Origin of the sequence: Shewanella septentrionalis, from assembly GCF_025370265.1 — a bacterium.
In the GTDB taxonomy this organism is placed as follows: Bacteria; Pseudomonadota; Gammaproteobacteria; order Enterobacterales; family Shewanellaceae; genus Shewanella; species Shewanella hafniensis.
In genome coordinates, this window is the sequence record NZ_JAMTCC010000038.1 from 21,053 (window position 1) to 39,409 (window position 18,357).

At 47.7% G+C, this 18,357-nt stretch carries 16 protein-coding genes; 4 read left to right on the top strand and 12 right to left on the bottom strand.

Annotated features, from left to right (window positions below):
- The first annotated feature begins 221 nt into the window (after positions 1–221).
- Complete coding sequence (locus NE536_RS18390) at positions 222–1,334, top strand: energy transducer TonB (protein WP_261273588.1); 1,113 nt, start codon at positions 222–224, stop codon at positions 1,332–1,334.
- A gap of 17 nt (positions 1,335–1,351) precedes the next feature.
- Here NE536_RS18390 and NE536_RS18395 read toward each other — a convergent pair whose 3' ends face one another.
- The 7 genes from NE536_RS18395 to slyA form a co-directional block, all read right to left on the bottom strand.
- Positions 1,352–1,681: a cysteine-rich CWC family protein gene (locus NE536_RS18395; protein WP_261273589.1), complete on the bottom strand. Its 330-nt coding sequence runs from the start codon at positions 1,679–1,681 to the stop codon at positions 1,352–1,354.
- Positions 1,682–2,369: 688 nt separating this feature from the next.
- Positions 2,370–3,320 (bottom strand): hypothetical protein, encoded by a 951-nt coding sequence (locus tag NE536_RS18400; protein WP_261273590.1) that lies wholly within the window; start codon positions 3,318–3,320, stop codon positions 2,370–2,372.
- Positions 3,321–3,874: 554 nt separating this feature from the next.
- The gene (locus NE536_RS18405) at positions 3,875–4,942 is read right to left on the bottom strand and encodes a c-type cytochrome (RefSeq protein ID WP_261273591.1); all 1,068 of its coding nucleotides are present in this window, start codon (positions 4,940–4,942) and stop codon (positions 3,875–3,877) included.
- Between the two features lie 10 nt (positions 4,943–4,952).
- The gene (locus NE536_RS18410) at positions 4,953–5,573 is read right to left on the bottom strand and encodes a c-type cytochrome (RefSeq protein WP_261273592.1); all 621 of its coding nucleotides are present in this window, start codon (positions 5,571–5,573) and stop codon (positions 4,953–4,955) included.
- Positions 5,574–5,781: 208 nt separating this feature from the next.
- Complete coding sequence (locus tag NE536_RS18415; RefSeq protein ID WP_261273593.1) at positions 5,782–6,810, bottom strand: DUF2955 domain-containing protein; 1,029 nt, start codon at positions 6,808–6,810, stop codon at positions 5,782–5,784.
- Between the two features lie 164 nt (positions 6,811–6,974).
- Entirely contained in the window at positions 6,975–8,033 is a 1,059-nt protein-coding gene (locus NE536_RS18420; RefSeq protein ID WP_006086999.1) for an HlyD family secretion protein, read from the bottom strand.
- Positions 8,034–8,041: 8 nt separating this feature from the next.
- On the bottom strand, positions 8,042–8,515 hold the full coding sequence (slyA, locus tag NE536_RS18425; protein WP_006083211.1) for a transcriptional regulator SlyA: 474 nt from the start codon (positions 8,513–8,515) through the stop codon (positions 8,042–8,044).
- A gap of 223 nt (positions 8,516–8,738) precedes the next feature.
- On the opposite strand from slyA, the gene NE536_RS18430 reads away from it, so the two are divergent.
- Positions 8,739–10,640: a methyl-accepting chemotaxis protein gene (locus NE536_RS18430; RefSeq protein ID WP_261273607.1), complete on the top strand. Its 1,902-nt coding sequence runs from the start codon at positions 8,739–8,741 to the stop codon at positions 10,638–10,640.
- A gap of 61 nt (positions 10,641–10,701) precedes the next feature.
- Here NE536_RS18430 and metF read toward each other — a convergent pair whose 3' ends face one another.
- From metF to metB, 3 genes are all read right to left on the bottom strand, one after another.
- On the bottom strand, positions 10,702–11,589 hold the full coding sequence (gene metF, locus NE536_RS18435) for a methylenetetrahydrofolate reductase (RefSeq protein ID WP_261273594.1): 888 nt from the start codon (positions 11,587–11,589) through the stop codon (positions 10,702–10,704).
- Between the two features lie 217 nt (positions 11,590–11,806).
- Positions 11,807–14,200, bottom strand: coding sequence for a bifunctional aspartate kinase/homoserine dehydrogenase II (locus NE536_RS18440; protein WP_261273595.1), 2,394 nt, complete (start codon positions 14,198–14,200; stop codon positions 11,807–11,809).
- Positions 14,201–14,211: 11 nt separating this feature from the next.
- On the bottom strand, positions 14,212–15,375 hold the full coding sequence (metB, locus tag NE536_RS18445; RefSeq protein WP_261273596.1) for a cystathionine gamma-synthase: 1,164 nt from the start codon (positions 15,373–15,375) through the stop codon (positions 14,212–14,214).
- 212 nt (positions 15,376–15,587) lie between these two features.
- On the opposite strand from metB, the gene metJ reads away from it, so the two are divergent.
- Together metJ and NE536_RS18455 are read left to right on the top strand one after the other, a co-directional pair.
- A complete protein-coding gene (gene metJ, locus NE536_RS18450; protein WP_006083215.1) occupies positions 15,588–15,902 on the top strand; it encodes a met regulon transcriptional regulator MetJ in 315 nt (104 codons plus the stop codon).
- Between the two features lie 81 nt (positions 15,903–15,983).
- Positions 15,984–16,727 carry a sulfite exporter TauE/SafE family protein gene (locus NE536_RS18455; RefSeq protein ID WP_259483764.1) on the top strand — a complete coding sequence of 248 codons (744 nt, stop codon included), beginning with the start codon at positions 15,984–15,986 and terminating at the stop codon, positions 16,725–16,727.
- A gap of 104 nt (positions 16,728–16,831) precedes the next feature.
- Here the strand turns inward: NE536_RS18455 and nrfD are convergent, their stop codons facing one another.
- Positions 16,832–17,779, bottom strand: a complete 948-nt coding sequence (gene nrfD, locus NE536_RS18460; RefSeq protein ID WP_105251317.1) for an NrfD/PsrC family molybdoenzyme membrane anchor subunit — start codon at positions 17,777–17,779, stop codon at positions 16,832–16,834.
- Between the two features lie 2 nt (positions 17,780–17,781).
- Complete coding sequence (locus NE536_RS18465) at positions 17,782–18,348, bottom strand: 4Fe-4S dicluster domain-containing protein (protein WP_131524360.1); 567 nt, start codon at positions 18,346–18,348, stop codon at positions 17,782–17,784.
- Positions 18,349–18,357: the final 9 nt, after the last annotated feature.

An 18,357-nucleotide genomic window follows, 5' to 3' on the forward strand; every position in this document is an offset into this window, starting at 1 on the left:
CTTGCGGCTATTCGAACTCATAACGGCTAGTAAAGCGACAAGGCACTGATAAATAAGCGAACTCGGTTTAAACTGGGCTCGTTTATTTTTAATCTCAGCTCTCAATTATCAATTCCCAGTTATCAGCATTCCCCCAGCATTATTAACAAAAGCCAAACCGACTTGTCCCATAATGCACATCTATGTATCATCTAACTTCATCAATAATAAGGATATATAGAATGTCGCACGGAAAAATGCTGCCAATAGCCTGTCTTCTTGCCCTCACTTTAGGCACATCTCTTAGCGTGTACGCCTCAGAAAATAGCTTTGCCAAAGCCTATAGTGACTATCAAGCCGCCGTTGAAAAAGGCGACACTGCAAATATTGAAGCAAGCGCAAAAGCCGCTTATCAACTCGGTGAAGCTCAATATGCCAAAGACAGTGTCGACTTAGCAAATCTCGCCTTGAACTGGGCCAGCGCGATAGAGAAGCAAGTTGCACCCTACCCATTTACAGAAAAGAATCTACCCAAAACGGCTAAGGCGAATGAGTTGTATCAGCTCGCTCTGGCTAACTATAAAGTTCATTATGGCAAACAAGCGCTTGAGCTTATCGATCCCTTACTGGGCGCTGCGCAAACCGCCGTCGAAGCCAAAGATGCGAAAGAGCATTTTCTTACTGCTATCGCAATTGCGGAAAAATCCGATAAAAAGAAGCTGATCGCCGATGTAAAAATGGCAGCCTTTAACCGCTTATCCAATACAGAGCTATACACCAAAAGCGTAAGACACTATGCCTTCGATGCCTATGATATTTATAAAGAAATTCTTCCCAAAAATGCATTGGATAGAGTCAAGGCAACCTATGTGGTGGGTGCCGTTGAATATGCCGAAAAGCATGATGACAAAGCGATTCCATTGCTTTTAGAAGTCGTTAAACAATTCGACGCACTCAATTTTAGTCACCCCTATGCCTTGAGTGCCCATGCATATTTAGTCGAACTCTATGAGCGCCAAGGAAAGCGTGACGAATCCACCGCTCACTGTATTGCTATCGGCAAAATGCGTCCTTGGGCCGACGCACAGGAACAACAACCTATTTTCCGTACCGTCCCAGACTATCCAATGTCCTATGCGCAGCGAGGTAAAAGTGGCTGGGTTCAGCTTAAATTTACTGTTGATGAGCATGGCTTCGTCAAAAATCCTGAAATTTTAGCTTCTAAGGGTGGTGCTCTCTTCGAGAAAGAAACACTAAAAATGATAGATAAATGGCGTTACGCACCTAAGTTTGAAAATGGTAAAGCCGTTGAGGCACAAACCACTGTGCAACTGGATTACACCATAAATCGATAGCTCATTACTTCAGCTCGCTATTTCACCTCATAACCTAGCCCGTCGCTCACACTCGATGGGCTTTTTTCATCCTGCGCTGCAATCTGCCCCTGACTTAAACTCTGCTTGAGTTGGCTTAGACAGGTTTGGCAAATACACGCATCGGCAGACAGTAAAATGGGACTGATTGCCCCTTGCAGCGAATCTGATGCTTGCGCTTGCAACACCGCCAAAGGCGGAAATGTTTGCTGCGCGCACCAACAGTCCTCAATACCCTTACCAACAATCACCGCACATTGATTCGCGCCTTGGCACAGAGGGCAAATTTGCGCAGCTTCTAACTTAGGTTGTTCCGATGGCTGAGACACGGTAATCCTTATAGCAAGATAAGTTGTTATAGCGCGGAGATCATAATAGATTTTTGCAACTCAGGCTGAGTTGATTGGCACCAAAGTGAAATTTTAAAACTTTCCAAACTACGTTTGAATGCTTTAGTTAAAAAGTCGTGGGTCTTCAACCCACACCCGACCAAGAGGGGATCAACAGCAATTCCCTCTTGGATCTTTGTTAACAAGAGTCCTTGCCGAACAACGTCCATGTCTAACTGCCAGTTCGCCATCCGTGGCTCTCGTTCGTAACGCTGCTATGCAGCACTCACCCTAGCGAAGTTACATGCATTAGAGACAGGCCTCGGTCTTATGGACAAATTGCTATCGCTTCCGAAGGATGCGTCCCTGCACCTGCGAAAGCTAGCCGGTCATCCATGACCGGACTCACGCAATTTATTCCAACGCCCCGCGGCAACTTCGCAGGGGATGGTGAACTTCTGTAGTTTTGGTGTTGCCTGTGAATCCCAGAGATTTGTGTCTTTTCCATTTTTTTAAAATTGGGTGTCCTATTTTGTTGTTCAATAGTTTGTGCTCATCAAGTTATCTAACTTAAATGATATTTGGATGTATTTATTTGGCTCAGTGAACCGCATTCCTGCGTTATAGTAGTAAGGTTCACAGATGCGCACAGGGTGAATACGGAAGGCGAGTTGAAATCACGTTAATTTTATGACTTTGTGAATTCTTTAAAGAATTCATCCTGTCTTTCAAATTGAGCGTTTAATTCTTCTTCAGTGATATCAGGCAGAGAGTCATACCAATGCTGTATTGAACTGATATTTGTATCTGTTTCTTTTATTCTAGCTATAAGCTTCTGAAAATTATCTGGTATCAAGCAGGCTAAATTTTCAGCTTGGACTGGACTATAAAACCCCGACATTGGTGGATTAATGCCAAATTTACGCTCCATGTCAAAACCTACTAAAAGTACAGGATTGCTTAATGCAACCGTAAGGGCTATTAATTCAACTGTTTTCAGGTAGTAAGAAAGACTCTGGCTACATGCTTTTTTATCAAATTGCGGGACGCCCATTCCATTTATATGGCGAAACCTTGGAGATATGATGTTGAAGCTATTTTTCAAGCCGTTTACATGAATGACATTACAGATATCCCAATAATGCTCTAATAAAACGTCTGTCCATAACTCGTCATTATCTTGGTCATACTGCGGAGTTGCCTTTTTTAGTGCACTTAACGCACGCTTAAAATTTGGTGTACCGTTATCTGAAACCGAATGCATCCACTTTTTTGCCTTTTCTGACTCAGTACTATCCAAGACAAAAAAACTGCCCGCGACTACGAGTTCTAAAGCTCTCCTTAAAGAATCAAAAGCATTTTTGTAGTTGCCCTGAAAGATCACCGTCAAACAACTATCCAACTCATGTACCGCTTCAACCCACGGGAAAATGCTTACTTTTTCTAAGTGGTCGGCTCTTGCCGTAGGAGCTTCCATTAACTCATGCGTACAAAATGACTCAGCTTGCTCAAGCTTTTCGAGATTTGGATAGTAATTATAGATATAGTTAGAAGTCTCTGTAATAACACTTTCTAAACTAGAGAGAAGTATATCTCGTCTAGCGTTAAAACTTTCTTTTGGTAGGTTGAATGGATTCAAGGTCAACTCTTTTTAATAAATTTGACGTGCTACATACGATAACTGAAAAGATAGTTATCCACCAAAAATTAGAGTTCAATACTTTCCAAATCAGTTGATATTTTCTATCAATAGAGAAATACAGTAAGGTGTAACAAACCTTTGTTCAACAAGATGAAAAACACCTTTAAATCAGCTAATTATGAAACACAGGGAGTGTTAATCCATCCCGATATATTTTGCCCACTCAAGATAGTTTACTGAGCCACCCATGGCTAAATTCTCTGTGTACTTTAGATCAACAGATGACACTAATGCTCGAAAGGCGAGTCATGGTGATTTGCGAGACGACCGTCCGCCCCATGGACGGGGCGGTCGAGCATCCAAGGATGGACTGGCTGCGAGTCGACGAGCGAAGGCCATGAAAAGCCGATACTAGCGAGCTAAACCACTAAGAGCAATCAGTACAATTGACCAATAAAAAAGCCAGCAAGGCTATAGGCTTACTGGCTTTTCTGCTTTATTTATTAACTCGCTTTATTCCATCAGGCGAGCACTGAATCAAAGCCGCTCAACTATGACTTCTTAGGAAAAATCGGATAGGCCTCAGTGCCTAACACTTTGCCATCGACCTCGACACCATAATAATCACTGTCATTGTGGTATTTCTCCTGCGCCTGCTTTACATCGCCCTTGCTACGTGGGTCCTGTGGACGCTCGTGGGAGTTGATATAAGCGGCAACGTCCCAAGCCTGTTGGTTAGTCAACTGCATACTCTTGCCAAAAGGCATGTTTTCATGGATGAAGAATGCGGCAGTATTGACCCTGTGCATTCCTGCCCCCCAGTTGTAACTCTTAGGCCCCCACAGCGGTGGCAGCGCATAAACGCCAGCAATCGCTTGACCTTGGCCATCAACACTGTGGCAAGTTTGGCAATGGGCGACATAGACCTCTTTACCCCGTTCAGGTGAATAGGCTTGTTCGGGTTTTGGGATCTCAGGATAACCACGACCCGGCAAGTTGGCACGCTGCTCAACTGTCATCGCCTTGGCTAATATCTCAGGTAGCGGGAAGTCTTCCCGTTTGGCACCTTTGACTAACTCAGCATCGCTAAGCTCAGGGACTGGGCCGCTAATATTAGCTTCGTCCATCAAGCCACCCATGCCTAACCAATAGGCATAGGCAGATAGCGCTACTAGCTCAGGGCTCGCCGATGCAGGGGCTTTACCATTCATCGAATAGTTAAAGCAGCCCTGAATGCGCTCTTCAAAGCTACTAACCTTATTGTCTTTTTTGCGATACGCCGGATAAGCAAAATACGCGCCCCAAAGGGGTGAAGCATTGGCTTTTCGGCCCGCATCCATATGGCAGTTGGTGCAGTTAAGCTCGTTACCCACATACTTATCACGCAGCTGTTGGGTATTCACAAACAGTTGATAACCCAAACGCACTTTATCACCAAAGGCGCCTTCAGGAATGGCACTCAAAGGTCTAGGGACGAGATAGGTTTGATCCGGTATCTTAGGGAAAGAAGGCTGCGGGGCTTGTTTATCTGGACGCTCTTGCAGCGGATCCGATTCGGCTTGCGCCTGCACGGTTAACGACCCCATCGCGGCCAGTAATAGCATTGCGGAATATTTCATGGCCGGCTCCTTATTTTAAATTCGCAAAGTAGTTGGCTAACGCATCAATCTCAGCAACGGTGAGCTTATTCGCGACGCTCCCCATCATGCCATCGACATCACCTTTACGTGTTCCCGACTGCCATGCCAGTAGCTGAGTTTTAATGTAACTCGCTTGCTGACCTGCTAAGCGAGGAAATAAGCCGCCACCTAATGCAGAAGGACCATGGCAGGTCACGCAGGCTGGTAAACCACGGGACCAATCACCTTGATAGGCTAAACGGGCGGTATCGTCATTAAAAACAACTTGTTCACCGCGGATAACAGGCTTGACGTCATTGGCAGGCTTTGCTGAAAAATAGCTCGACACTTGCTCAATACCATCACCTTGGAGCGTCATTGCCATCGGCATCATGGTCGCGTTTTGGCGAACGCCCGCTTGGAAATGCTGCAATTGTGTCGAGATATATTCTTTAGATAATCCCGCTAATCGAGGGCCGAGTGGTTCAATACCCTCACCCGCTGCCCCATGGCAAGACACACATAACTGTGCAGCTTGTGGGATAACGTTCATCGATTGTTTGTCAGAAGGCTCGGCAGCGGCATAGCCGCTACATAGCGTTAAGCCTATGACGAATGTTTTAATCTTCATGTTCTATCCTTGAAGAGAGTTAAGCTCTAAAGCATAGGTGGTTATTGTTATTTATGTTGCTGCTCACACACTGAGCCCATTTTTAAAACAGTCAATAAATGAGCCTTAGCGTTTATTAAAGCTCATTTATTGTTCAATCAAAATGGGATAAATTTACCTTACTCTTTGCAAAGGTATGCTGCAAGTCTTCAAGCCCGAGTAGCCAGAATCAATAACCAAATCGCGTCGATTCAAAACGATTCAATAACTTATGTATCAAATAACACAGGAGTAGCGTGCTGATGATGGCGGTGAGAATGCTGCTCACTCGATATAAGGCGCTGAAGATTAAATCGTTGCCAGGGGTCAGATACTGGCCAAACAGAATACCTAAGGTCGTCATGGCGCCAAAACCCACGCCTGAGCCACTTGCCTCTCGCACATGGGCTTGGCTAAAGATCATCAGTCCAATCCACAGCAAAGGGACGATTAATATCAATAGTCCTGACCAGTCATAGAGTACCAACTGCACAACGACCCCAAACGACACGCCCAGCAAAGTACCTATAGCGCGCTTACGGGCATAGTCAAGTGCGCCATTCCAATGCATAGGAAACAAGAGCAACAAGGTGGTCGCCTGAGCCGACATCGAATCCCGCAGATCAAATATTTGGAATACCAGAAACGATGCGGTAGCTATGGTCGCGCCGAGTAACGCTTCGTGGCGCATTCGATGTGGCGCCTTAGGTCCAGGCTTATAAGCCGCCCTTGGTTCCACATCGGGCCAGAGCGCCGTCATAGCATAGGCAATAACGACCGACAATGCCGTCGCCCAAAAGTTACTGAAAACTAAGTCATTCAAGTTGGTATTGGGATAGCTAGCAAAGTGCAGCATGATGCTGAGGCTGAGCACTCCATTGGCGCCAAAGAGGAATAAACTGCCGCGGGACATGGCTGCAAAACGATATAAAAATAGTAGAAATACGATGGGCGTCATCAGGCCGGGATGACTACCGAAGAAACCACCGAGCAGTCCAACCTCTAACCCCGCCATGGCAGATGAGGCCAATAACTGGCGCATGGCGTGGCCATTCATCACTGGCACGAGTCCGAGTAATAGCATGGGGGTCACAGTGAAGAAGACTCCATTGCTCCAACCAAACATTTTACACAGGGTAAAACCTATGGTCGCGCCAGTCGCAATCCGTAAACACTGGCGTAAATCGTTGGCCGTCAATGGGCTATGGCGTAGTAACATGCTCGTCGCCTTGTTCTATCGATACGTAAAATGGGGATGTTTAGCTGGCTTATGCTGCGCTCACACTTATGTAGCTTTGAAGCGTTAACTCAAGCGACTCACGGCAAACACACACCGACCGCGAGTCACTCACCCGTCAACAGCAATTAGTGCGAGTAGAAAGGCTAGTAAATATAGTGCAGCAGGCTAATGACTTTAATCTGCACCTTCGCCAGCAGACTAAACAGGCTATTCTCAGGCAGCAGTTGCACGGTCGCGCGCGCACCAGCTGGCAAGCTGTTCATCGCCATCCCATCTAACTCCAAATGCAGTCTCAATCTTTGGGCATCACGCACCCAACGATCAGATTCCTGCGGCGCCGCTAAACGGCCATTGGCATCGAATTGCCCCGCACTCACGCCCGCATCGACACTACTCACCGTCGCCCGATATAAACGGCCGGGTTCGCCATCAAACGCAATCAAAGCGGTCGATGAAGCATTGACGCCACGCAGACTCTTTTCACGAAAATCAGCAATAATATCAATCTTATCCGATACCACGGCTAACAGAGGTTGCCCCACAGTCGCAAAACTCCCGACTTCTAACTGCAGGTTAGTCACTATCCCGTCCTGATCGGCATGGATTTGGGTGTAAGACAAATTGAGCTCAGCTTGGGCAAGATGATTTTGTGCCTGACGTACCTTAAGATTCTCTTCGCCATAACTGCCACGGCTCACCTTAAGTTTTTCTAAACGCGCATTGGCGGCGAGCAAATTGGCTTCCGCGGCGGCGGCATCACTATCGGCCTGATCCCTTTGCTGCTGCGATACACCATGGGTGGCATACAGGGCATCGAGACGTTTAGCTTCGCTACGTTTCTGTTGCGAGGTGGTTTTGTTGGCATTAACCTCGGCCTTAGCGGCCAGCAGCGAGGCATCTAACTCAGCATTGTCTTGGCGAGCTTGTTCTAAGGCCAATTTAGCTTGCGATACTGCTAACTCATAGGGCGCGGGATCGACTTGAAACAGCAAATCGCCCTTGGCAACCGCTTGGTTATTAGTCACGGCTATGGTCTGAATTTTACCGCTGATCTGCGGTGTCACTTTAGTCACTACACGGGTCGCCATGGCTTGCGGCGTCAATGGCATCATAGTGTCGGCCAGCATGAAATAGCCGAAAACCATCACAAAGGCGAACATGGCAAATTTTACTAAACGGGCAAACTGTTGATCCGGTGTCATCTTCTTTCTCACAAAATAGTTGCTGTTGCCTTGGCCAATTTGGCACTGGCGTTGTCACTAATCAGGCTAATAATGCGTTCAAATTCGCTGAGTTCACTGGCACTGATCCCAGCTAATAACTCACGGCGGACTTGAATAATCCGCGCTTCCATTTGCTTTAGTACATCCAATCCCGCAGGCGTTAATGTCACAATCCGTGCGCGCTTATCTTTGTCGCAGCAATGACGCTCGACTAAACCTTGCTCTTCTAATTGCCCTAAGGTGCGCATTAGCGAAGCCAATTCAATTTCTAAGGCATCGGCCAACACTTTCTGGCTCACGCTGTCGCCTAAACGCAGTAACTTCCACAATGCCGTCCAACGGGGATGAGTTAATCCCAAAGGCGCCAGCTCGACATCGGCCACGGTGCGCCACAGTCGATGCAGACGGCCTAAATGCTCCGCCAGTGATAATTCTTTCAATCGCTCTAATTCTTTTTGCATCTTGATTACTCACTTAGTTAGCGTGCTAAGTATTATACTTAGTTAGCAGGCTAAGTAAATATTTAGGCCCCAAATAGATCTGTGTCCAAGGGCACGAAACGAGCGTAAGAGGGAATAAATAACTTAAAAAGGTTCGCGTCCTCTCAAATCTTATCAAGTTGTATCTCTATAATATCAAACGGATAAATTGAGTTGATTTGCACATGAATTGGAGGCTGTTTTGATAAATCTAAAAATTAGTACGAGGATCGTTATTGGGATCTGTCTATTACTGTTAACAGTAATGAGCTTTATCATGCCGCTCGTTCTCTCTGAATTCAGTCGCCAAGTTGCAGAATCCGAGCAAAGAGAACTCCATAAGATCTATGAAACCGCTGTTGCCGAGATAGCCTCATCGGGCAAATTAGCCGAAGCAATGGCAACCATCATCTCACTCACGCCAGAAGTTCAAAGCACCTTTGCAACAGGCGAGCGTGATGAACTCACCGCCCGTACCTTACCTATATTTACCCAACTTAAGCGCGATTTTGCGGTTCAGCAATTCCAATTTCATAGGCCACCAGCCACTTCTTTTCTACGCTTGCATCGTCCCGAAAAATTTGGCGATGATCTCACCAGCATACGCAAGACCATAGTTGAAACAAATAGCCAAAAGCGCCCTCTTTATGGCTTGGAATATGGAGTGGAAGGATTAGGTATTCGTGGTTTAGTTCCAATGACTTACAACGGACAACACACAGGATCAGTTGAGTTTGGCATGTCCTTCGGTCAACCCTTTTTTGATAATTTTAAACAAGCCTATCAAGCAGAAATTGCCCTCATCTTGCCAGATGGTTCAGGGTACAAGTTATTTGGCGCCACATTTACACCAGATACCCAAGCGGCAGATGAACTCAATAACGTCATGCAAGGCCATGAAGTCATACGCACTATTTCCTTAAATAACAAAACCTACGCCCTGTATCGCAACGCCATAAAAGATTATTCAGGAAACGTATTTGGGGTACTCGATATTGCGATGGATAGAACCCATTCAGAACAAGCGATAGCGGATATTCGCCTTAAGTTGATCCTTATCGGTTTAGTGGCTCTGGTCATTGGAACTGCCATTGCTTGGTTTATTGCCAAAGGCATTACTCGCCCTATCGCTGAAACCACCCAAGCCATGAATGATATCGCTGAAGGTGAAGGCGATTTAACCCGCAGAATCGCGGTAAAAGGTAAGGATGAAATTGCTGAATTATCGATGGCATTCAACCGGTTTGTAGAAAAAATCCACAACACAGTTTCCCACGTCGCCGACTCAACAAGCTTGCTCGCAACCTCTGCTGAAGAAATGTCGAGCATTACGCGGGAAACCCAGAAGATGGCGAGTCGTCAACACCTCGAAACAGATCAAGTTGCCACCGCAATGAATGAAATGGCCGCAACGGTACAAGAAGTTGCCCATAACGCAACCGATGCGGCCGATGCCGCCAATCATGCCAATGACTCAACCGAACAAGGCAAATTAGTTGTACAAAAAGTGGTAACCACTATCGCAATATTAGCCGAGGAAATAGCCACAGCAGCAAGTGCAATCAATGAATTAGAGCGTAATACCGCTGAAATCGATTCTGTGCTTGTGGTTATCCGTAACATTGCCGACCAAACTAATTTACTCGCACTCAATGCGGCAATTGAAGCCGCAAGGGCGGGAGAACAAGGTCGAGGATTTGCGGTCGTTGCCGATGAAGTACGCACTCTGGCGAGCCGCACTCAAGCATCTACGACAGAAATTCAGCAGATGATCGAAGCGCTTCAGCATAAAGCTAAGTCTACAGTCAATGCGATGGAAACCAGCACCCGCACCACCCAAAGCTGTGTATCCCAAGTTCACCAAGCGGGTGAGGCACTCGAAGCCATTACCCATGCGGTTTCCACCATTAGCCAGATGAATATCCAAATCGCCAGCGCGGCAAATGAGCAGTGTGCAGTTTCAGCAGAGATCAATAAAAATGTTAATAACATCAATGACATTGCAACTAATGCGACAGATAGTGCGGTACAAACTGCACGCGCTGGCGATGAGCTTGCCCAACTCGCAGTCCGTTTAACAACTTTATTAGCTCAATTTAGAATTTAAACAAAACAAAACAAAACGCCGCATTCTCTGCGGCGTTTTTATTAGCTTATTTTATAAAGTTTTACTTAGGACGCACGCCTAACGTATGGCAAATCGCATAGGTCAATTCGGCGCGATTTAACGTATAAAAATGGAAATCCTTCACGCCTTCGCGGGACAGTACTTTTACCATATCGATTGCCACGTTTGCACCCACCAATTGGCGTGTACCGGCATCATTTTCTAAACCATCGAATTGCTTGTGTAGCCAGCCCGGTAACGACACATTGGTCATGCCCGCGAAACGTTTTAACTGAGTAAAGTTAGTCACAGGCAAGATGCCCGGTACGATTTCAACGTCGATACCGGCGGCAACGCAGCGGTCACGAAAGCGCAGGTAAGATTCCACATCGAAGAAAAACTGGGTAATGGCACGGCTAGCGCCCGCATCAATCTTGCGCTTAAGGTTGATCAAATCCGCCTGTGCATTGCTCGCATCGGGATGCACTTCTGGATAGGCCGCAACGGAAATATCAAAGTCAGCCACAGAGCGCAGTAAACGCACTAAATCCGCCGCAAAACGAGTTGGCTTTGGGCTGCCTGCAGGTAAATCACCCCGTAGCGCCACTATGTCACGAATGCCCGACTTCCAGTAATGCTTAGCCAGTTCTAACAGCTCTTCATCACTGGCATCCACTAAGGTTAAGTGCGGCGCGGCAATGAGGTCGGTTTCCTGTTGGATACGTTCAATCACGCCATGGGTGCGGTCGCGCACACCTGAGTTAGCACCGTAAGTCACAGACACAAACTTAGGATTCAGCGGCTCTAAACGACGGATAGAGTTCCACAGGATTTGTTCCATTTCGGGGGTCGATGGCGGAAAAAACTCAAAAGAAACATTAATATCGCCATTAAGCTCAGACAAACTCTGGTTCAGCGATTGTGAATGTTGTGCGTGATGAAAAGCCATGTGTATTTCCTCAACCGCCCTTGGCGCGACTCTTTGCTAGTATGAATTCGTTCAAATGGACGTTTGGACGTCTATATGTCCATATACTAGAGAAACTGAGATGTAAGTCAAGCCAAAAAATGTCCATAAGCCGCATTTAATCTCGGTTAATTCGATAGATTTATTCTAGCCAATAAAAAAGGACTCGAAGGAGTCCTTAAAGAAGCTTGATATCGCGTTATTCCTGCAGCAGATCGCGACAGATCTGCGTCAGATCCGACTGCACCGCCGCCGCTGTCACTTCGCGTCCGGCGCCCGGCCCACGGATGATCAGCGGATTACCTTGGTAGAAGGCACTGCGGATCACAAACACGTTATCGCCGGGGGTCAAATTAGCGTAGGGATGATAGGCATCAATCCATTGCAAACCGACTTCGGCTTTAAGCTCTGGGCCGCTGTTATCTAAGGATGCCACGTATCTGAGCACCTTATTTTGCTCCGCCGCCGCACCATACTGTTGCAGCAGATCGGCATCTAACTCGGCAATGCGGGTGAGAAATTGATCTAAGGGAATATCCGCCAAATCGGCTGGCACTAATGAGCGTAATTCAATATCTTCAAGCTCGATTTCAAGGCCAATTTCACGGGCCAAAATGAGCAGTTTACGCTGCATGTCACGACCAGACAGATCGTCGCGGGGATCGGGTTCAGTGATACCTAAGCCTCTGGCTTCAATCACTAATTCAGAGAAAGGCTTGCTGGTATCGTATTTTTCAAATAACCAACATAAGGTGCCGGAGAAAATCCCGCCCACGGCTTCAACGCTATCACCGCTGTTACGCAGATCATTTAACGCATGTTGGATGGGTAAACCTGCGCCACAGCTGGCGTTATAACGCCAAAATAAACGACGATTACCCAGTTGCTGCTTTAACTCACGGTAGAAAGGCAGTGGACCCGAGCCCGCGAGTTTATTCGCGCTCACCACATGGATGCCGCGCTCAAATAGCTCTGGATATTGCAGCGTCAAACTGGCGCTGGCACTGATATCTAAGGCCACCAGCTCATCGCAGTTAACCCGTTCTAATTGCTCGAACAAGTGCTCGTACTGCCAAGGCGTAGCCTCGGTATTAAACTCAGTCTGCCACGCGGCAAGATTAATGCCTGTGGATTTAATCAAGGCTTTACTCGAACTGACTAAACCGACTAACTCAACACTGGCTTCGAGTTCATGATCCAGTGATGGCGACACCGACTTAAACAAATCGACCCAAGCCTCACCTATGTTGCCCACGCCGAGCAGTAAGACACCAATGCGTTTACGCGGCCCAGCGCAGCGACGGTGGACTTTTTGGGTTAACAGATTCACCTGTGACTGGGGCACTAACGTCACTAAACTTAAATCGCCACTGAACAAAGGTTTAGCATCACGGCTTAATAAACGGGCAAAGCTACGGCGATAATGTTCGGCATCGGCACTCACTAACGCCACTAGGCCGAGATCTGTGTTGATCTGTTGTTCGCTGATCCCTAATGCTTGTGCCTCGGCATCGAGTAATCTTTGAACTTGTTTTTGATTCTCAGCGGTATAAGCAAGTTCAACCCTTTGATGGGCAGAGGTCCAATGGGCCAATGGCGTTAAACCCGCTGCGATCAACGAATCTAATAGGCTCGTTAATTCGCCCGTAAGCTTAAAGCCGAATAGGACCACAGCATTGAGATTAGTCACCACAGGCGCGCTCGCCGACGAACTGTGGGGCGCAATCAAGGTAAAGTCGGTGTGGGATGCATAACTTGAGCGCACCGCTAAACTCACTTCGGTATTAAACAGCGGCTGCAAAGTACGCGAATGCAATACTGGCGAGCCTAAACGCGCTAAGCGGTCAGCTTCGGCAAGAGACATGCTTTTTAGTAATTTAGCATCGTTGATCTTATTAGGGTCGGCATTGAACACCCCTTCCACATCGGTCCAAATGGTCACGCGCTCAATATCGGCAAGGCTGGCAATCAAGCTAGCGCTAAAATCGGAACCATTACGACCAAGTAATAAAGTATCGCCGCGCTCGTTAGCGCAGATAAAGCCTGTGATCACTAAGCGTTCATTTGGGTGGGCGGCCAATAGCGCTTGTACTTTAGCGCGGGATTCTTGCACCCGAATTTGCGGCACGGCGGCTTCATCGGCCACTAAAATTGAACAGGCATCCACATGGCTTGCCGCCACGCCAGATTCGCGCAGTAGCGCCGCCATTAAACGTGCCGACCAACGTTCGCCAAAGCTCACCACATGGTTGATTTGGTATTCATTGCGCTCATCTAAGGACAACAAGCTGATGAGTTGCGCTTTATCTGTGGCCAAACGCTCACGCAGATCGCGAGCTTGTTCATTCGACAACAACTGCTCAATCAACCCCTGTTGGTAGCTGATCAGCACTTGTAACTCTTCTTGCCATAGCTGACCCGCATCACGCAGCGCTAATAATTTATACAGGAAATTCGTGCTTTTACCCGCCGCAGAGACCACAACGAGATCATCACTATGACCGTGGGTTAACAGGATATGGGCAACTCGACGATAACAATCGGCATCCGCTAAACTGGAGCCACCAAATTTATGTAAGTGACAACGTGCCATCTATTATTCCTCTACTGACAAGCCGCAACGGCGGCTAATCCTGCTTGAATATCTGCAACTAAATCGGCGGCATCTTCAATACCCACCGATAGACGCAATAGGGTGTCCTTAATACCAGCCTCGAAGCGCGCTTGCGGCTCCATGGCTCTGTGGGTCATAGTGGCAGGCACGGCCACTAAACTTTCGACGCCACCTAAACTTTCCGCCACGCTAAATAAGCTGAGTGCACCTAAAAAGGCCACCACTTCGGCCTCGCCGCCTTTGAGCTCAAAGCTCAGCATAGCGCCAAAGCCCTGTTGTTGCTTGGCCGCAATGGCGTGACCTGGGTGATCCGCAAGACCGGGGTAATAGACTTTGCTCACCACAGGGCTTTGCGTTAATACCTCAATAATACGCTGGGCATTGGTTTGATGCTCGCGAATACGCACCGCTAAGGTACGCAGGCCGCGCAGGGTCAGATAACTGTCGAAGGCTGACCCCGTTAAGCCTAGAGTGTTCGACCACCAATGTAAGCTTTCACCGATTTGCGCGTCTTTAGCGACCACTGCGCCGCCGACCACATCGCTGTGACCATTGATATATTTAGTGGTGGAGTGGATAACGATATCCGCGCCTAACAATAGGGGTTGTTGCAATATCGGCGATAAAAAGGTGTTATCGACCACCACCAGCGCGCCGACCCCATGGCTCGCCTTAGCAATAGCTTCGATATCCACCACACGCAATAACGGGTTCGATGGGGTTTCGAGCCACACCATCTTAGGATTCTGCGCAATGGCGGCGGCTAACGCTTGGCTGTCGGTTTGGTCAACCACAATCAGCTTAAACTGGCCTTTCTTCGCCAAGTTGGTAAATAAACGGTAGGAGCCGCCGTAACAATCGTGGGGCACGACCAATAGGTCATCGGGGCCGAGCAAAGTGGTCACTAAGGTGATGGCCGCCATGCCAGTGCAGGTCACTATACCAGTGGCGCCCTTTTCTAATTGCGCTAATGCTTCGCCTAAAATGCAGCGCGTTGGGTTGCCTGAACGACTGTAATCGAATTCGCGGGGATTTTTATGACCATCGAAGGCGTAATTAGTCGACAAATAAATCGGTGGCACAACTGCACCATATTGAGTATCGCTTTCGATACCCTGACGCACTGCCAGTGTGGCTAATTGACGCTCTGCCATGGGTGGACTCCTAAATTCGGTAGACTGATAGAGATGTCTGGACGTCTAAATGTACCTAAGCCCAACGCCATCGTCAATAGGCGTGAAGACGTTTAGACGTCTAAACATAAAGAAATCTGTTTGCAATCACAAAGAAATAGTAGCAATAATTTGACTGTTGTTTGTAAGGGTTTAAAATCTGCCCCGAATTTAGCGTTATAACAGGTGAGTCAATGACTGAATGGAATGGGGAATACATCAGCCCCTATGCTGAACATGGCAAGAAGAATGAACAAGTAAAAAAAATTACTGTGTCTATTCCGCTCAAAGTGCTTAAGGTCCTTACGGACGAACGAACTCGTCGTCAGGTCAATAATTTGCGTCACGCCACCAACAGCGAGCTGTTGTGTGAGGCATTTTTGCACGCCTACACTGGCCAGCCATTGCCTAACGATGAAGATCTGTCAAAAGATAGCCCAGACAGCATTCCCGCCGAAGCCAAGTTGCTGATGGACGAGATGGGGATCGAGTGGGAAGACATGGAATAGCGACTTGTCGCTGGCAAAGTTACATCACAGTGCTCATCAATAGGGATCGTTAACGATCCCTTTTTGTTTATATGGAATCCTATGTTTTCTATGATAGATCCACAGACTCTTGCCTTGGCCTCGCTGATTGTATTTCTTGGCGCCTTAACCCAGAGCCTGATTGGGTTTGGCCTAGCGGTTGTCGCCAGCCCTTTGCTGTATATCGTCGATCCGCAGCTCGTACCGGGTCCCGTTATTGCCATGGGATTTACCATCTCGCTACTGACCTTATTCCGGGAACGTGGTCATTTAGAATTCAATGGCTTGCAATATGCGCTCCTAGGTCGCGTGCCCGGCGGTTTTATCGGCGCGAGCCTGTTGCTGTTTGCGCCTCAGCCCATACTCGGGTTATCCATCGCCGCCATTGTGACTGTCGCAGTGATCCTCAGCCTGTATAAATTCAGCCTGCCAGTGAATAAGAAAACCCTCTTCGGTGCGGGTGTGGTTTCAGGGATCTTCGGCAATATCGCCGCGATTGGTGGCCCGCCGATGGCGATTCTATTGTCAGGCAAAGACGCTTCGCAGTTTCGCGCCGCCCTGTCGGCCTTCTTCATTTTTAGTTCCACCATAGCTATGGTCATTCTGGCGATCACTGGCTTATTAGAATTGAAGCACCTGTGGCTGTCGTTAATGTTGCTGCCTTCTGTGCTTTTAGGGTATTTAGTCGCGGGGCGATTGGTGGGCAGTGTCGATAAAGATAAAACTAAAATGGCGACGTTAGTCCTGTGCAGTATCAGCGCCTTAGTGCTAACGGTGAAATCGGTTATCGAGTTATTGCCCCAATAAGCGTCCTGCTTGTATTGGCAAATCATCTGAAGATTCAAACAATAAAAAGCACTGACATTGTCAGTGCTTTTCTTTATCTATCAATATCTAAAGCCAGCTTACACTCAGCTTAAATAGCTTTGCCCTGCGTACACAATAAAGTGTCTTAGAGCGAGTACGCCGGTTAAGCTCGCGCAGGCAACCATGATCATTGCGCCCTTAGTATGGCGAGTCGCGGCTGGTAGCAACATGAACAGCAATGGAATACCAAAACCTATACCGACGACGCCTATCCAGAACACGCTTGCCCATAGCCCAGAGGTTAACGACGCTAAGGCCGCAGCCGCCGCGCCGCCCTTGAAGTACAAGGCGCAGAACAACATGAACAGGAACAGGATTTCAATCGCCATCACAGGCAATTCTAAACCGTGCATCTTCACTAAAGTTTTGTCGTGGCTGTCCGTCTTAAACATCAGCAACGCCAGTACCGCATTTGCCGCAGCGCCCGCCGACAAACCCGACACTAAAAACAGCGCAGGCAGTACCGCAGTGTTGAGCATAGGATAGGCATTCATCGCCGAAATTAAGAAGCCAGTGTAAGCCCCTACGCCAATGGCGAGGACAAACAACAATACTTCAATCAGCTTTCGAAATGGCATAAGTAACTTAGCGATAGGTGTTAGGAAACCCAAACCCCATTTTGGTAAGTCATCCCGCAGCACAATAATGGCGTATGCAAAGGCCAAGGGAGAATACGCCAGCAGCGCCAGCACCCCGATTGCCATAACAGACTGGAAGTTATAGTGAATTAAGATCAACCAAAAGTGGAATGGTTTGGTTAAGTCAAACACTAAACAAGCTAGACCTAAGCTAATTGCTACAGGCCCAATAATGGCTGCCGCCTTAAGAATGCTGCTTTCAGCTCCCGCGCTGAGTTCCTTATTCGCCCAGCGTAAACCAATGCCAATCAATAAACTGCCCGCGGATAACCCCGCCATAAACAGGTAAACGGCGATGACCCAGTGCCAAGTGACAGGATCATATTGCGCCATGTCGCCCCAAGTATTGTTCATAATCAAATCCCCCCTCTTTTGGTAGGAACGCGATACACCCTAGGTTTAGTGCCCAAATGGGTTTTATCTTGGTAAGTGATTTTAGTGTTGAGCATGATGGCCACTTCACTCTTAGGATCATTGGCATCGCCAAACACTAAGGCATCGGTTGGACACACAGTCACACACGCTGGCTCTTCGCCCCGTGCTAAACGCGTATCCTTACAGAAGTTACACTTATCCGCCGCCTTGGTTTCTGGGTTCATAAAGCGCACTTTATAAGGGCACGCTGCCACACAGTACATACAACCGACACACTTCTCGGTATGGATAGAGATAATACCGTCTTCACCCACATAGGCCGCGCCCGTTGGGCACACCTTAACGCAGGGCGCATCTTCACATTGCTGGCAAGATACCCTGTGGTATTTGAAGTGCAGATTTGGCATCTCACCAAAGGGGCCTTCCACTCGCACTTGCAAACGAGTAACGCCTTCGGGTACGCCATTTTCACTGCGACACGCCACGTTACAAGCTTGGCAGCCGATGCACTTATTCTCGTCGTGCACCATTACATATCGTTTATTCATTTAAGCCTC

Coding starts and splice junctions, on each gene's coding strand:
- NE536_RS18415 (WP_261273593.1), bottom strand. CDS start 6,810: ATGTTACTACGCCATAGCCCATTGACGGCCAACGATTTACGCCAGTGT.
- NE536_RS18455 (WP_259483764.1), top strand. CDS start 15,984: ATGTTTTCTATGATAGATCCACAGACTCTTGCCTTGGCCTCGCTGATT.
- metJ (WP_006083215.1), top strand. CDS start 15,588: ATGACTGAATGGAATGGGGAATACATCAGCCCCTATGCTGAACATGGC.
- metF (WP_261273594.1), bottom strand. CDS start 11,589: ATGGCTTTTCATCACGCACAACATTCACAATCGCTGAACCAGAGTTTG.
- nrfD (WP_105251317.1), bottom strand. CDS start 17,779: ATGAACAATACTTGGGGCGACATGGCGCAATATGATCCTGTCACTTGG.
- NE536_RS18440 (WP_261273595.1), bottom strand. CDS start 14,200: ATGGCACGTTGTCACTTACATAAATTTGGTGGCTCCAGTTTAGCGGAT.
- NE536_RS18465 (WP_131524360.1), bottom strand. CDS start 18,348: ATGAATAAACGATATGTAATGGTGCACGACGAGAATAAGTGCATCGGC.
- NE536_RS18410 (WP_261273592.1), bottom strand. CDS start 5,573: ATGAAGATTAAAACATTCGTCATAGGCTTAACGCTATGTAGCGGCTAT.
- metB (WP_261273596.1), bottom strand. CDS start 15,375: ATGGCAGAGCGTCAATTAGCCACACTGGCAGTGCGTCAGGGTATCGAA.
- NE536_RS18420 (WP_006086999.1), bottom strand. CDS start 8,033: ATGACACCGGATCAACAGTTTGCCCGTTTAGTAAAATTTGCCATGTTC.
- NE536_RS18390 (WP_261273588.1), top strand. CDS start 222: ATGTCGCACGGAAAAATGCTGCCAATAGCCTGTCTTCTTGCCCTCACT.
- slyA (WP_006083211.1), bottom strand. CDS start 8,515: ATGCAAAAAGAATTAGAGCGATTGAAAGAATTATCACTGGCGGAGCAT.
- NE536_RS18405 (WP_261273591.1), bottom strand. CDS start 4,942: ATGAAATATTCCGCAATGCTATTACTGGCCGCGATGGGGTCGTTAACC.